12 protein-coding genes are annotated in these 14,781 nt (G+C 69.5%); 6 read left to right on the top strand and 6 right to left on the bottom strand.

Features of this window, described 5'->3' with window-relative positions:
* On the top strand, positions 1–1,525 hold a 1,525-nt coding region (locus OU415_RS25850), incomplete at its 5' end, for an ABC transporter permease/substrate-binding protein (protein WP_270951818.1).
* Positions 1,526–1,871: 346 nt separating this feature from the next.
* Here the strand turns inward: OU415_RS25850 and OU415_RS25855 are convergent.
* The 3 genes from OU415_RS25855 to OU415_RS25865 form a co-directional block, all read right to left on the bottom strand.
* Positions 1,872–3,167, bottom strand: a complete 1,296-nt coding sequence (locus OU415_RS25855; RefSeq protein ID WP_270951865.1) for a M20 family metallopeptidase — start codon at positions 3,165–3,167, stop codon at positions 1,872–1,874.
* A 65-nt stretch (positions 3,168–3,232) separates the two neighbouring features.
* Positions 3,233–3,991, bottom strand: coding sequence for an EI24 domain-containing protein (locus OU415_RS25860; RefSeq protein WP_270951820.1), 759 nt, complete (start codon positions 3,989–3,991; stop codon positions 3,233–3,235).
* Positions 3,992–4,069: 78 nt separating this feature from the next.
* Complete coding sequence (locus tag OU415_RS25865) at positions 4,070–4,279, bottom strand: hypothetical protein (RefSeq protein ID WP_270951821.1); 210 nt, start codon at positions 4,277–4,279, stop codon at positions 4,070–4,072.
* Positions 4,280–4,443: 164 nt separating this feature from the next.
* Here OU415_RS25865 and OU415_RS25870 point away from each other — a divergent pair, with 164 nt between their 5' ends.
* Together OU415_RS25870 and OU415_RS25875 are read left to right on the top strand one after the other, a co-directional pair.
* Entirely contained in the window at positions 4,444–5,466 is a 1,023-nt protein-coding gene (locus tag OU415_RS25870; protein WP_270951822.1) for an iron-siderophore ABC transporter substrate-binding protein, read from the top strand.
* Between the two features lie 61 nt (positions 5,467–5,527).
* A complete protein-coding gene (locus tag OU415_RS25875; RefSeq protein ID WP_333778719.1) occupies positions 5,528–6,022 on the top strand; it encodes an Lrp/AsnC family transcriptional regulator in 495 nt (164 codons plus the stop codon).
* A 119-nt stretch (positions 6,023–6,141) separates the two neighbouring features.
* Here OU415_RS25875 and OU415_RS25880 read toward each other — a convergent pair whose 3' ends face one another.
* Positions 6,142–7,545 carry a gamma-aminobutyraldehyde dehydrogenase gene (locus OU415_RS25880; RefSeq protein WP_408641918.1) on the bottom strand — a complete coding sequence of 468 codons (1,404 nt, stop codon included), beginning with the start codon at positions 7,543–7,545 and terminating at the stop codon, positions 6,142–6,144.
* Between the two features lie 207 nt (positions 7,546–7,752).
* On the opposite strand from OU415_RS25880, the gene OU415_RS25885 reads away from it, so the two are divergent.
* From OU415_RS25885 to OU415_RS25895, 3 genes are all read left to right on the top strand, one after another.
* Complete coding sequence (locus tag OU415_RS25885) at positions 7,753–9,126, top strand: APC family permease (RefSeq protein ID WP_270951823.1); 1,374 nt, start codon at positions 7,753–7,755, stop codon at positions 9,124–9,126.
* A gap of 94 nt (positions 9,127–9,220) precedes the next feature.
* Positions 9,221–10,606 carry an aspartate aminotransferase family protein gene (locus OU415_RS25890; RefSeq protein ID WP_270951824.1) on the top strand — a complete coding sequence of 462 codons (1,386 nt, stop codon included), beginning with the start codon at positions 9,221–9,223 and terminating at the stop codon, positions 10,604–10,606.
* Between the two features lie 313 nt (positions 10,607–10,919).
* On the top strand, positions 10,920–11,747 hold the full coding sequence (locus OU415_RS25895; RefSeq protein ID WP_270951825.1) for a hypothetical protein: 828 nt from the start codon (positions 10,920–10,922) through the stop codon (positions 11,745–11,747).
* 48 nt (positions 11,748–11,795) lie between these two features.
* Here OU415_RS25895 and OU415_RS25900 read toward each other — a convergent pair whose 3' ends face one another.
* Together OU415_RS25900 and OU415_RS25905 are read right to left on the bottom strand one after the other, a co-directional pair.
* Entirely contained in the window at positions 11,796–13,922 is a 2,127-nt protein-coding gene (locus tag OU415_RS25900) for a hypothetical protein (protein ID WP_270951826.1), read from the bottom strand.
* Positions 13,923–13,959: 37 nt separating this feature from the next.
* A complete protein-coding gene (locus tag OU415_RS25905; RefSeq protein ID WP_270951827.1) occupies positions 13,960–14,709 on the bottom strand; it encodes a DUF4232 domain-containing protein in 750 nt (249 codons plus the stop codon).
* Positions 14,710–14,781 lie beyond the last annotated feature (72 nt).

The following is a 14,781-nucleotide window of genomic DNA, read 5'->3' on the forward strand; positions in this document are numbered from 1 at the left end:
CGGGTTGGCGCTGGTCATCTCCGACGGTCGCCCGATCGGCCTGGACGGCTGGCTGACCGAGATCGGCAGCGGTGCCCTGTTCGGCGTGCTCCCCTACCCGGTGCTGGTGATGCTGGTGATCGGGCTGATCACGGCGTTCGTGCTGCGCCGCACCTACGCCGGGCGCGCGATGTACGCGATCGGCGGCAACGACGAGGCCGCGCGGCTGTCCGGCATCAAGGTCACCCGCCAGCGGCTGCTGATCTACGCCATGTCCGGGCTCTTCGCCGCGGTGGCGGGCATCCTGCTCGCGGCGCGGCTGGCTTCGGCGCAGCCCGAGGCGGGCACCGGTTACGAGCTGGACGCGATCGCGGCGGTGGTGATCGGCGGGGCGAGCCTGGCCGGTGGTGTCGGTTCGGCGCTGGGCACCTTCGTCGGCGCGCTGATCCTCGCGGTGCTGCGCAACGGCCTGAACCTGCTCGACGTTTCGGCGTTCTGGCAGCAAGTCGTCATCGGTGCGGTGATCGCCGCGGCGGTGCTGTTCGACACCGCGCGCCAGCGTCGCCGCAGCGGGAAGCGCGGTCCGGGGCTGCTGCGCAGTCCTTCGGTGCGCCGCGCGACGGCGGCGGTGACCGCGCTGCTGGTGGTGGCCGCGGGCTGGGCGATCTACCAGCGGCAGAACGCCGCCGACGACGGGCGGCTGAAGGTCGCGCTGTCGGTGTCCACTTTGAACAACCCGTTCTTCGTCGACTTGCGCGAAGGCGCGCAGCAGGAGGCCGACCGGCTCGGCGTGGACCTGCGGGTCACCGACGCGTCCGAGGACGCCTCGCAGCAGGCGAACGCGGTGCAGAACGCGATCGCGCAGAACGTCGACGCGATCGTGGTCAACCCGGTCGACTCCGACGCGGTGGTGCCGTCGGTGCAGGCGGCGAACTCGGCGCAGATCCCGGTGATCGGCGTGGACCGCGCACCCAGCGCAGGCAACGTGGTCACCACCGTCGCCTCCGACAACGTCGCGGGTGGCCGCCTGGCCGCTCAGCAGCTGGCGGAGCAGGTGGGCTCCGGCCCGATCGCGGTGCTGGAAGGCGAGCCCGGCACGTCCGCGGCGCGGGAGCGCGGCCAGGGCTTCACCGACGAGATCCGCAACCACCCGGGCATCCAGGTGGTGGCCTCGCAGCCGGCCGACTTCGACCGGACCAAGGCGCTGGACGTGATGCAGAACATCGCGCAGGCCCACCCGGAGATCCGCGGCGTCTTCGCGGCCAACGACGAGATGGCGCTGGGCGCGATCAAGGCCCTGGGTGCCCGGGCGGGCACCGACGTCAAGGTCGTCGGCTTCGACGGAACCCCGGAGGGCCTGGAGGCGGTCAAGGCAGGCACCGAGAGCGCCGACGTGGCCCAGCAGCCGAAGCTGCTCGGCAAGGCGGCGGTGGAGCAGGCGGTCCGAGCGGCCCGCACCCACGACCTCGGCCCCGGCCAACCGACCAACATCCCGGTCCAGGTCGTCACCAAGGACACCGTGGAAGCCTTCCTCCGCGGCCAGTGACCCAACAGCGAACGGCCCGTTCACCTCACCAACCGAGGCGAACGGGCCGTTCGCCCATGCTCCCCCCATCCGGGTACCGCCCCGGATCCCGGGTTCCCGAGGTCCCGCAAATTCAATGGAAATCAGAGGTCCAATTTCCATTGAATTTGCGGAAGTTCTCAGCAGATCGGGGTCAGGTGTCCACATCCGTCGGCATGTCGGGTCCCGACACGCCGGTGGAGCACAGTTTCAATTGAAACTGCAAACTCCACCCGACCAGGGGAACGCCGCGAGGCGCCCGCGACCAGTGGTCGTCGCAGATCGTCTACGAGTCGGGCCTCATCCGGCCCGGCGCGCCGTGACCGGCTCAGTCGAAGTACGCCACCACGTCGAGAGGCCCTCCGGCGGCGGCGAACTCGGTCTCGACCGCCTGGCGGAGACCAGCGTCCACCAGGTAGTCCACTGTGGTCAGGGCTAGGCCGATGGCTCCGTCGATCACCGCGCGGTCTCCGGCTTCCGAGGCTGCTGCGGCGGCGAATTCTTCCGTGTGGAGGGCCAGGTTCGGGTCGCCGAGGCCGATCATCGGGTGGATCGCCGGGACGCGGTAGCTGATGTTGCCGAGGTCCGTCGAGCCCGTCAGGTACTCCGGGACCACGCCGCGCGGCAACGACGTCCGGCCGCGGCGGGCTTGGTGCGCGGCCCAGCGCGCGGCCAGCGCGTCGTTGTGCCGGATCGGCAGGTATGCCGGGTTGTTGTCCCAGTTCAGCTCGACGCCGCAACCCGTCATCGACGCCGCGCCGTGCGCGATGGCCTCGATCCGGGACGCCAGGTCGCGCAGCGATCCGGGCTCGGCGGAACGCACGTAGAACAGCGCCGCCGCGCGGTCCGGCACCACGTTGGGGCGCTTGCCGCCGTCGGTGATGATGCCGTGCACGCGGTCCGTCGACGGCATGTGCTGTCGCATCGCCGCGACGCCCTGGTAGGTCGCCACCACCGCGTCGAGGGCGTTGCGCCCCATGAACGGTTGCGCGGCGGCGTGCGCGGCCACGCCGTGGAACACCACCTCGAGCTGGCGGCGCCCGAGGAACGGGTGGGTGGCGATGTCGTGCGAGAACGGGTGCAGCATCACCACGGCGTCGACGTCGTCGAACAGCCCCGCCCGGGCCAAGTGCTCCTTGCCGCCACCGCCTTCTTCCGCCGGGGTGCCGAACAGGCTCACCCGTCCCTGCGCCATCGCCGACGCTGCGGCGAGGAACCCGCCCACCGCGGCAGAGCAGATGATGTTGTGCCCGCACCCGTGCCCGATGCCGGGCAGCGCGTCGTACTCCGCCAGCACCGCGACGTGCGGCCCACCGGTGCCCGCGACCGCGCGCAAAGCGGTGTCCAGCCCACCGACGCCAACCTCGACGTCGTACCCGTGGCGCCGCAGCAGCTCAGCGGCCTGCGCGGCGGACCGGTGCTCGGCGAAGGCCTCTTCCGGATACGCGTGCAGATCCCGGCTCAACCCGACGAGTTCGTCCGCATGGCCGTCCACCCACGCCTCGACCTCGGAGCACAGCTCCGCGCCGGCCCCGGCGTGCTCGGAGCGGATCGGCTCAGCGGCGGCCACGGCCCGCTCGGTGGCGGCGGATACGGCGCGGAGGTAGGAGTCGTCCGGCTGCACAGGCTTCGTCACACCCCGACTCTAAAGCCTGCTCGCTCCCCCACCCCGCATCGAAATGCCTGGGCTCAGCGCCGAGCCCCGGTTCGGGCGGGGTCGAGGACCTGGTGGGCCAGGAGGGTTCCGCCGACCACCGCCGACGGGATCACCACCAGCTGCAGCACCGGGATCAGGCACAGCAGGTACGTCGGCAGGCCGAAGCCGAACACCGCCGCCCGGTGCTTGCGCAGTTCCCGGCGCCGGTCGGCGAGCTTCAGGCCGCGCCGGGCGAAGACCAGGCCGACCATCTCCACCGCGACCAGCCACGCCCCGAACAGCGCGCCGAGCACCAGCGCCGCGATCTGCCCGGCCACCGGGATGAACCCGATCGCGAACAGCACGATCGCCCCGACCAGCGCGATCAGCACCAGCTTCACCGAGTCCTGCACCCCGCGCCCGATCTGCCGCAGCGCGCCCGCGCCGTCGTCGGAGGTGTCGAGCCCGAGCTCCTCCTCCGCCTTCTCGGCGATGTGCTCGTAGAACGGTCCGCCGACGAGCAGCGTGATCGCGATGAACGACACCGAGGCCAGCAGCGCAGCCGAACCGACCAGCGCGATCCCCACCAGGATCCGCAGCGCTCGGCGTCCGACATCGCCCCAGCCGTCGGCGAACGGGGTCATCCAGCTGACCAGGTCACCGCTGGAGTAGATGAGCGCGCCGAGGCAGCCGAGCAGCAGCGCGGCGCTGATCAGCGCGGGCAGCGCTCCGAGGACCAGCAGCTTCGGTCGGCGCGCGATGATGCCGAATCCGGTGCCCAAGGCGCGGGATCCGGCGAGGAACGAACTCATCAGGGCGTGTCTCCAGTACGGCGTTGATCGACGGCCACCGTACCGGCAGCGGAGGACGCCCCGGAGCGGATCGGGCGATCAGCGCACCACGCGATGGCGCTTGTGCCGCGTGGACTTGGGCGTGCGGGCGCCGAACGGCCCCGGATTCCGCCGGTCGGGCCGGTGGTTGGCGTGCAGCTCCACCAGCAGGACGTCGGGGTTCTCCCCGGCGTAGCTGCGCCAGAGCATCCGCAGCAACTCGTCCTCGGTGAGCACCCAGCGGCGGTCGAAAACGTCATCGTCACTCATCGCGACTCCAACGCCAGTTGTTTGCGCGCAGAACGTGCGTTCGCTCCCCGCCAACGATACGCCTCCGCGACACCCGGGTGATCCGGTTCACCAACGGATCACCCGCAAGCCGAGTTAGGTTAGCCTTCCTTACAACGAAATGTCGGACTACGAAGGACGCGGAGATGACTCCTCCCCCAGCTCTTGCCAGCAGCAGGTTCGGCCGCCGGGGCTTCCTGATCGGCGCGACCGGCGTGCTCGCCGCCGCCGGGCTGGCGGCCTGCGGCACCAGCGGCGCCCCGGGTGAGGGCGACGCCCCGCAGGGCGGACCGGGCTTCCCGACCAGCATCCCGAACCGGTACGGGACCGCGGAGATCAAGGCCGCCCCGCAGCGCGTCGTCAGCCTCGGCATCACCGACCACGACGTGCTGCTGCCGCTGGGCGTCATCCCGGCAGGGCTGACCCAGTGGGGCCCGTGGGCCAGCGGCGTCGGCCCGTGGGTGGAGCCGATGCTGCGCGGCGAGAAGCCGAAGATCTTCGGCAGCGAGGTCGACGCGGAGGGCGTCATCGCACTGGCCCCCGACGTCATGCTCGCGCTGCAGAGCGCGCTGACCCAGGAGCAGTACAACCGCCTGACCAGCTTCAACCCGGTGGTGGCGCAGCCGCCGAACTCGATCGACTACGGGGTGAACTGGCGGGTGCAGGCCGAGACGATCGGCCAGGCGCTGGGCAAGCAGGCGGAGGTCGCCAAGCTCGTCGCCGACACCCAGGCGCGCATCGACCAGACCCGCGACGCGAACAAGCTGCTCCAGGGCAAGACGCACGTCACCGTCCGCACCGACTCGGCGGGCACCTACGCGGCCTACACCAAGCAGGACGCCCGGACCGCACTGCTGGAGCAGCTGGGCCTGCGGTTGTCCCCGGCCATCGAAGGCCTGGACAGCGGCGGCAAGTTCAACGTCAAGATCAGCAAGGAGCAGGTCTCGCTGCTGGACGCCGACGTCGTCATCGTCACCACGGCGAAGGCCACCGACGTGGACGCGGTCCGAAACGACCCGCTGCTGAACAACCTCCCGGCGGCCAAGCGCGGCGCACTGGTCCTGCTCGACGACTACGACCTGACCATGGCCCTCGGCTCGGCCACGGTCTCGAGCATCCCGTTCGCACTGGACCACCTCACGCCGAAGCTCGTCGATGCGCTGAGCTGACCCGCGAGTCCCGGGGCACCGGCTTGCACCGGGGGGCTTGCAGCAGCAACGATGCTGTGCTGTGACCCGCAAGTCCCAGGAGCAGGACAGCTCCGACGCGAAATCGCCCGTGCCCGTGGACGAGTTGTCCAAGCAGATCATCGAGCAGTTGCAGGAGGACGGCCGGCGGTCCTACGCCGCGATCGGCAAGGCCGTCGGCCTGTCCGAGGCCGCGGTGCGACAGCGCGTGCAACGGCTGCTGGACTCCGGGATGGTGCAGATCGTCGGGGTCACCGATCCGCTGCAGCTGGGCTTCCTGCGCCAGGCGATGATCGGCGTGAACGTCTCCGGCGACGCCCAGCTGGTCGCCGACGCGCTCGCGGAGATCCCGGAGATCGAGTACGTGGTGCTCACCGCCGGGTCGTTCGACCTGCTCGTCGAGGTGGTCTGCCGGGACGACGAGCAGCTGCTGGAAGTGATCAACCGGCGGATCCGCAGCCTGGACGCGGTGACCGGCACCGAGACCTTCGTCTACCTCAAGCTGCGCAAGCAGACCTACGCCTGGGGCACCCGCTAGAACGCTGAGCGCCCGTTCTTGATCCTGAGTTCTGGTCTTTGTCTTTGATGCGCCGCCAGGCGCATCACCCACCCTCGCCACTCGCACTGCCACGCAGGACGAGTGCTTCAGGCAGGTTTTCAGCCCAGGCTGGACATCACGTGCTTGATGCGGGTGTAGTCCTCCAGGCCGTACATCGACAGGTCCTTGCCGTAGCCGGAGTGCTTGAACCCGCCGTGCGGCATCTCCGCGACCAGTGGGATGTGGGTGTTGAGCCACACCGTGCCGAAGTCCAGCTCCGCGCTCGCGCGCATCGCCCGCTGGTGGTCGGCGGTCCACACCGACGAGGCCAGGCCGTAGCGGACCCCGTTGGCCTTGGCGTAGGCGTCGTCCTCGTCGCTGAAGCGCTGCACCGTGAGCACCGGGCCGAAGATCTCGTTCTGCACGATGTCGTCGTCCTGGCGCAGGCCGGAAACCACCGTCGGAGCGTAGAAGTAGCCGCGTTCCCCGACCCGGTGTCCACCACAGTGGACGGTCGCGTGCTCGGGCAGCTGATCGATGAAGCCGGCAACCTTCTCCAGCTGCGTGGCGCTGTTGAGCGGACCGTAGAGCACGTCGGTGTCGCTGGGCGGGCCGGTCCGGGTGTTGCGCGCCTGTTCGACCAGCGCCGCGACGAACTCGTCGTGCACCCCCTCCTGCACCAGCACTCGGGTCGCCGCCGTGCAGTCCTGCCCCGCGTTGAAGAACCCCGCGGCGGCAATGCCCTCTGCCGCCGCAGCGACGTCAGCGTCGTCGAAGACCAGGACCGGCGCCTTGCCGCCGAGTTCCAGGTGCACGCGCTTGACGTCCCGCGCCGCCGACCCCGCCACCTCGATCCCGGCGCGCACCGAGCCGGTGATCGAAGCCATCTGCGGCACCGGGTGTTCGACGAGGCAGCGCCCGGTGTCGCGATCCCCGGTGACCACGTTGAACACCCCGGCGGGCAAGTGCTCAGCAGCGATCTCGGCCAGCAGCACCGTGCTCGCCGGAGTCGTCTCGGACGGCTTGAGCACCACGGTGTTGCCCGCGGCGAGCGCGGGCGCGATCTTCCAGATCGCCATCAGCAGCGGGTAGTTCCACGGCGTCACCTGGGCGCAGACGCCGATCGGCTCGCGGCGGATCATCGAGGTGTGGCCCGCCATGTACTCGCCCGCGGCGCGGCCTTCCAGCACCCGCGCCGCACCGGCGAAGAACCGCAGGTGGTCCAGCACCATGGTCATCTCTTCGCTGTGGGTGAGCTCGACCGGTTTGCCGGTGTTCTCGCACTCCACGCGCACCACCTCGGCCGCGCGGGCTTCGACAGCGTCGGCGATGCGCAGCAGCGCCGTCTGCCGCTGCGCCGGGGTGGTGCGCCGCCAGCCGCGGAACGCCTTGCCCGCAGCGACCATCGCATTGTCCACATCGGACTTTCCGGAGAGCGCCTGGGCGGCGTAGACCTCCCCGGTGGCCGGGTCGATGACGTCCAGGGTCCGCCCGTCGACCGCAGGCACGCGACGGTCGTCGATGAAGTTGTCGAACACTTGCCGGCCCACACGACACCTCTTTCAGCGTTGCACTACTGATTCAGTTGCGAACATGTTGACTGACAACGCTTTCAATCGCAATAGGCCGCAATAGATGCTCTTTTCGTTGCCAATCTCTTGACGCTGCACAGGCGGCCACTTTCAATGGGACGCCACGCCCCGGATCCCCTCTCCCCCAACGAGGCCCTCATGTCCTGGACGAACGAGGCCGCGTCGCCTCCTGCTGCCACCAGACCGGAAAAACTGCCCAGGGTGCTGACCGTGTTCGGCGGCGTCCTGCTGACCCTGTCCTGCGTCACTCCGGCGTCGTCGCTGTTCATCGTGGTTCCACCACTGGTGCAAACGCAGGGCACCGGTGTCGTGCTGACCCTGGCGCTGGGCGCGCTGGTGTCCCTCGGCGTCGCGTTCTGCTACAGCGAACTCGGCACCCGGTTCCCGCACGCAGGGGGCGAATATTCGATCGTGGCCCGGGTGCTCGGGCGCGGCGCCGGGTGGATCACGTTCGTGATGAGCCTGGCGATGATCGTCGTGGTGCCACCGGTGATCGCGCTGGGCACCGCCGAATACCTGAGTTCGCTGGTCGAGCTCGACACCGCCACCACCGGCGCCGTCGTGATGCTGCTGGCGACCGCGACCGCCGTGCTGGACGTCCGGTCCAACGCGCTGGTGACCGGAATCTTCCTGGGCATCGAGGTGCTGGCCGCCGCACTGGTGGCGGTCCTCGGCTTCTCGCACGCCAACCGTCCGCTGAGCGCCCTGACCGAGCCGACGATTCCGGACGCCGCAGGGAGTTCCGCGCCGTTCACGACGACCGTGCTGCTGACGGGATTGGCCGTCGCGATCTTCACCTTCCAAGGCTTCGGGAGCGCGGTCTACCTGTCGGAGGAGCTGCGCGACCCGAAGCGCAGCGTCGCGCGCACGGTGCTGTGGTCGCTGCTGGCCGCGGTGCTGATCATCGGCCTGCCCACGGTGGCGATCGTGCTGGGCGCTCCGACCGACGCCGATCTGGCCACCGCCGACTTCCCGGCGATCGTCGAAGCGTGGGGCGGGCCGGTGCTGTCGACCTTCGTGAGCCTGGCCGTGGCCGCGGCGATCCTGAACGCGGTGATCGTCATGGTCCTGCAGAACGCGCGGGTGCTCTACGCCTCGGCGCGCGACCAGGCGTGGCCAACCCGGATGAATCGGGCGCTGTCCCGGCTGCACCCGCGCTGGAAATCGCCGTGGGTGTCGACGCTGCTGGTCGGCGTGCCCGGCGCCGCGCTCGCCGGACTCGTGGACGTCGAAGCACTCATCGGCCTGACCGGCGTGATCGTGGCCGCGCTCTACCTGCTGATCGCGATCGCCGCGCTGCGGGTCCGCCGGTCGCGCCAACCGGAGGCGTGGCGGATGCCGCTGTGGCCGCTGCCCGCGCTGGTCACCGCGGCAGCGATCGCCCTCGCCCTGGTCAACCAGGACGTCGCGGACCTGCTTCTCACCGCCGCACTGGCGGCCTTGGCCGGGGCGTACTACGCGGTGCACCTGCGACGACGTCATGACACCCACTGGGTGATCACAGACAACTAGATCAGTTGTTGATATGACCTTCAACAACGTTTTCAGTTGCTTTCGTTCTCTTATACGATTGATTTCGAAGACCACAATCGATGCGAGGTTGATCATGACCGCGACGGAGCACCCTGCCGCGAACCGCACGCTCGGCGACCGGGCGCGGGACCACCTGTGGCTGCACTTCGCCCAGCACGGCGGCTACGCCGACAGCGAGATCCCGGTGATCACGCGCGGCGAGGGCCCCTACGTCTACGACGAGCGCGGCAAGCGCTACTTCGACGGCCTGGCCGGCCTGTTCGCCGTCCAGGTCGGGCACGGCCGCGAAGAGCTCGCCGAGGCGGCGGCGCGGCAGACCAAGCAGCTCGCCTACTTCCCGCTGTGGTCGCACGCGCACCCCGGCGCCGTCGAGCTCGCCGAGCGGATCGCCGCCCAGGCCCCCGGCGACCTGAACCGGGTGTTCTTCACCAGCGGCGGCGGCGAAGCCGTCGAAACCGCCTGGAAACTGGCCAAGCAGTACTTCCGCAAGACCGGAAAACCCGGCAAGCACAAGGTGATCAGCCGGTCGCTGGCCTACCACGGCACGTCCCAGGGCGCGCTGTCCATCACCGGGATCCCCGGCGCCAAGCAGGACTTCGAGCCGCTGGTGCCCAGCGCCATCAAGGTCCCCAACACCAACTTCTACCGGGCGCCGGTGTACGCCGACGACTACGAGGCGTTCGGCGTCTGGGCGGCCGAGGAGATCGGCCGCGCGATCGAACGGGAAGGAGCGGACACGGTCGCCGCGGTGTTCCTGGAACCGCTGCAGAACACCGGCGGCTGCTTCCCGCCGCCGCCCGGCTACTGGCAGCGCGTCCGGGAGATCTGCACCGAGCACGACGTGCTGCTGGTCTCCGACGAGGTGATCTGCGCGTACGGCCGGCTGGGCCATGACTTCGGCGCGAACCGCTACGGCTACCAGCCGGACATCATCACGGTGGCCAAGGGACTCACGTCCGGCTACGCCCCGCTCGGCGCGATGATCGCCGACGAGCGGCTGATGGCGCCGTTCCTGTCCGGTGACAGCAGTTTCACGCACGGCTCGACCTACGGCGGGCACCCGGTGGCCTGCGCGGTCGCCATGGCCAACCTGGACCTGCTGGAGTCCGAGGACCTCTACGGCCAGGTCCGCGCCAACGAGGCGAACTTCCGCGCCACCCTGGACAAGCTGCTGGACCTGCCGATCGTCGGCGACGTCCGCGGCGCCGGGTACTTCTACGGCATCGAGCTGGTCAAGGACGCGGCGACCAAGGAGACCTTCACCGCGGCCGACGCCGAGCGCGTCCTGCAGGGCTTCGTCTCCCCCGCGCTGTTCGAAGCGGGCCTGTACTGCCGCGCCGACGACCGCGCGGAACCGGTGATCCAACTGGCCCCACCGCTGATCTGCACCCAGGACCACTTCGACGAGGTCGAGCAGATCCTCCGCTCCGTCCTCACCGAAGCCTGCACCAAGCTCTGACCCGCCCTCCCGCAAATTCAATGGAAATCAGACCTCCGATTTCCATTGAACTTGCGGAAGTTCTCCACAGCCCGGACGACCTGTCCACACCCGTCGGCATGTCGGGTCCCGACACGCCGGGGGACCGCAGTTTCAATTGAAACTGCGGAACCCAGGCACGGCGGATCACAGTTTCCATTGAAACTGTGGTTCCCGTGGGCGCAACGATGACCCGATCCGGTGAACACGTGTGGGCGGTGTGGCGGATTGGGGCGGGCGATGATCGTCTTGGTGGTTCACTTCCTCCTCGATGTCCAGATCGAGGAGGATCTCCGTGGCCGTTTGCGTCCGCCTAGTGACCCTGCTGCTCGCATTCGTCCTTGCCGCACTGCCGATTCCGGCGAGCGCGCAGGCGAGCACCGGCCGACATTGCGCGTCCACTTTGGACTGCACTGCCGCCGAGCTGGAGGCGATGCCGCTGACCGAGCGGCTCGCGTTCGTCCGCGCCGTGCAGGACCGGGTTTCGGCCGAGTACATCCCGGGTTTCCGGCACTGGCGCAACATCGAGGGGATCATCGGCTTCTTCATCGAGAAGGGCTTCGGCGAGCGGGGCTCCTGGGTTTCGCACGTCGACGCCGGGATCCTGGAGGGCATCGAGCGCGGCACCGCGATGGCCCTCGGCGTCTCCGATGACGACGGCGGCAACCCGGGATCGCACCTGTGGGCCGACTACCTCCGCCGCATGCAGCGCGGCGAGCTGACCGATCGCTGGACGCACGACCCGGCGTGGGGCAACGCCGAGCAGGCCTCGACCGAGCACGGCGTGCGCCTGGCCGAGGCCAACGGCGCCCGCCCGACCCGGGTCGACTGGCAGATCTACCAGTTCAGCGAGTTCTACCGCTGGATGCTCCGCAACCCCCAGTCCGCGCTGCTGATGCTCAACGAGAACCTGGGCCAGACCACGGGAATCCCGCTGGCCCCGGTCGACTTCCTGCGCTGGTTCACCGACGTGACCACGCCCGTCCCCACCCACCGAGGCGCCCACGTGGCCCACGACCTGGCCCTGCCGAGCCCGGTCGGAGCCCCGATCAGCATCCTCCAGCTCTTCCTGGCCTACGCCCCGGAACTCACTCGCGCGTACCAGGAGGACACCGCGCACTGACCGGTGGACGGGCGCTTCCACCGCGAAAGCGCCCGTCCACCAACGAGATCAGGCCTTCAGCGAGTCGACCAGCTCCTGCCAGGGCGTCCACGGCGCCCCCGGCCCGGGCTGGCTGGCGGTCAGCATGTCCCCGCCGCGACCAACGCCGAACAGCGAGCACGCCCCGTCCGGACGGCTCACCGCCACGGGATCGCCTTCCAGCTCCCCGCCGAGGTTCGCCCACGCGGACCAACCGCCCTGCAGCCCTTCCTGCTCGGCGGTCAGGACCTCGCCGGACGTGCTGCGCACGAACACCGACAGCTTCCCCTCCGGGCCCACGGCCACCGCCGGGGTGCCGGCGAAGTCACCGCCGAGCCCGGACCAGAAACCGCCCTCGCCCGGGTGCGACATGACGTAGAGCTGCTGGTCGTTGCCGACGGCGAACAGCACGACGACGCCGTCGGGCAGCGTGACGACCGCCGGATCGTCGACCATGCTGCCGCCCAAGCCCTGCCACGCCGACCAAGCGGCGCCCGCAGTGCCCTGCGTCGACACGACGATCTCCTGCTGGGAGTTGCGCGCGAACACCGAAACGGTGCCGCCCGGCCGCAACGCGACCGCGGGCCGACCGATCAGCTCGCCGCCGAAGTCGTCCCACTCGGTCCAGTGCCCACCGCGACCGGCCTGCGCGGTGCCGTAGAGCTTGCCGTCCCGCCCGACGGCGAACAGCGCCAACGCACCGTCAGGCCGCACCACCGCAACCGGATCGGCGGCGATGTCGCCCCGCAAACCGCTCCACGGCCCCCACTTCGCGCCGGGCTGCGGACAAGACGAGGTGATGATCTCGTCGTTGCTGTTCCGGGCGAACACCGACAGCCCACCGCCCGGCTCGCGCACGACGACCGGGTGCCCGACCGGCTCCCCACCGATCCCGAGCCAACCGACCCAGTCCCCACCGGGAGCGACCTGCCAAGCGGTGACGGCCTCCCCGGAAGTGCTGGTGGCGAAGGCCGAAAGGGCCCCGTCCGGCCCAGGGATGATCCAAGACCCGAACACAGCAGGCACCACCCGCTCCGGCGGAGCCGGAGGCTGAGGCGGAGCCGGCGGAGGCATCGGAGGCTGCCCTTGCTGCGGCGGCTGCCCCGGAGCCGGGGGCTGCGGCGGAACGGGCGGCTGCGGCGGCGGAGCCGGAGGCTGATCCGGCGCGGGCGGCTGCGGCGGCGGAGGTGGCACCGGCGGTTGTCCAGGAGGTGGCGGTGCCGGGAACGACCGAGCGGTCTCGTCGAGGAGCTTACGAGCTTCAGCCTCGTGCTCGTCGTATTTTCCCCGGAGGTCCCGCCGAGGTTTCTGCACATCCGCAGCGATCTGACCAGCTGTGCGGTTCGGATCCTGGCGCTCTTCTCTGACCGCAGCCTCGAAGAACTTGTGCGCTGCGTAGTTCACGTTCAGCACTTGCTCAGGGGAGCCCCACCCCATCGAAGGGCGTTGCTGGAAAACTCCGAGCGAGTCCGCGTCGCGCGCTCCGTCGAGGTTCGACATCCTCGATTCGACGAGACCGGTTTCGAACGCTGCGAGCATCAGTTTGTCGGAAACCTGCATCTCCTTGCCCACCAAGTAAACGGTGCGCATGACTTCAGGATCAGGTGGCCCGGGAGGCCCGAAACGCGCAGGCGGGCCAGGAGGAGCCGGCGGCAGCGGAGCCGGCGCAGGCGGCTGTCCCGGGGGCGGCGGCACCGGAGGATTCCCCTGCGGCGGCTGCGCGGGCGGCGGCGGAGGCGGGGGCGCGCCGACCAGGCTCGGCAGGTTCCACGGACGCCGGTCGTCCGCCGCTGGGCCCGCCAAGACGGAGATGTGGAAGTGCTTGGTGTGCGGGTTCGGGCCGTTGTACTTGACCCATTGCCACGGGTTGTTCCCCTCGCGCGAGTCCAGGATGAGCCCGTTGGCGATGATGTACTTGATCCGGGGGTCGCGACTGCGCTCGAGTTCGTCGGTGAGCCTGTTGATGTCCACCCCGTTGGCCGGGTCATGCGTGATGTCGACCGCGTGCACGATGCCATTCGACGGGTTGTGGTCGCTTTCCCGGTTCTGATGCGCTGAGTCTCCGAGCGCGCCGTCGCTGGCGATGCTGCGGTTCGGGAACGCACGGTTGATCTGATCCCGGAGCACCTCGAGGCTGCCCGCTAGTCTCCAGTTCATTCTCTCGTTTCCTGCTCAGGTTTTTGGTACGTCAACGTCAGTTTCGGAAGAAGAGGCTGGTTTCGAGCGTGCCGCCCGCGCAGATGACGCTGAGGTTCCAGTCCAGCGTGATCGGTTCGGTGTTCTCCGGCGGGTACACGCGTACCTTCGCCGGGTCGATGCAGGCCCCGTCCTTGAACGGGTCGTACTTCCACCAGAGGTCCTGGCCGACGCCTTCCCTGGTACCGATGGAGATCGCCTCGGTCGGCGCGTGCGTCACCTCGTCCAGCGTTGACCCCAGCAGTTCGCCCGAATGGCCGACGAACTCGAGCCTGGCTGCACCTTCCACGGTGCAAGGTGACGCGCCGACGTTCGCGAACCGCAGCATCGCGTGCGCGCGGTCCGGCGGCTGCGACGGGTCTTTTTGCAAACCATCCACCGAGTTCGGGTAGAACCGCGCTCGCAGCTGCGAGGTCCGGCAAGGACCTTGCGAGGGGTTCTCCTCAGCACTACCAGCGGAGTCCGCTGTGGACTCGTCGGCTGCCGAACTCTCCTGAGCCTCGGCGTCTTCCTTCGCTTCCGAGCTTTCCTGCGGCGCAGGTTGGGTCACCGTGACCGTCGCGGGTGGTGGTGCTTGTTGTGCGGGGTTCTGGCCGCAGGCCGCCAAGAGCGCCGCCGCAGCAGCGGTCAGCGCGGGCAGGGCCGTGCTCCTCCCCCTGGTCAATGCCACTATTCCGATTCCCTCCCCTAGAGATCGGCGAGCCCCTGCTCGCCACCGGAATTCGGGCGCGGAGTTTTCCAGACGCATCGGTGATCTCGCAGGCAATCACAACAAATCGGCGTTCCAGATCACATCGATCACGAAAGCACCGAAACACTT

This window comes from Saccharopolyspora oryzae (assembly GCF_027853915.1).
In the GTDB taxonomy this organism is placed as follows: Bacteria; Actinomycetota; Actinomycetes; order Mycobacteriales; family Pseudonocardiaceae; genus Saccharopolyspora; species Saccharopolyspora oryzae.

What these genes read in the sequence shown, in the direction of transcription:
- OU415_RS25890 (WP_270951824.1), top strand. Translation starts at nt 9,221, where the DNA reads ATGACCGCGACGGAGCACCCTGCCGCGAACCGCACGCTCGGCGACCGG.
- OU415_RS25905 (WP_270951827.1), bottom strand. Translation starts at nt 14,709, where the DNA reads ATGCGTCTGGAAAACTCCGCGCCCGAATTCCGGTGGCGAGCAGGGGCT.
- OU415_RS25900 (WP_270951826.1), bottom strand. Translation starts at nt 13,922, where the DNA reads ATGAACTGGAGACTAGCGGGCAGCCTCGAGGTGCTCCGGGATCAGATC.
- OU415_RS25885 (WP_270951823.1), top strand. Translation starts at nt 7,753, where the DNA reads ATGTCCTGGACGAACGAGGCCGCGTCGCCTCCTGCTGCCACCAGACCG.
- OU415_RS25860 (WP_270951820.1), bottom strand. Translation starts at nt 3,991, where the DNA reads ATGAGTTCGTTCCTCGCCGGATCCCGCGCCTTGGGCACCGGATTCGGC.
- OU415_RS25865 (WP_270951821.1), bottom strand. Translation starts at nt 4,279, where the DNA reads ATGAGTGACGATGACGTTTTCGACCGCCGCTGGGTGCTCACCGAGGAC.
- OU415_RS25870 (WP_270951822.1), top strand. Translation starts at nt 4,444, where the DNA reads ATGACTCCTCCCCCAGCTCTTGCCAGCAGCAGGTTCGGCCGCCGGGGC.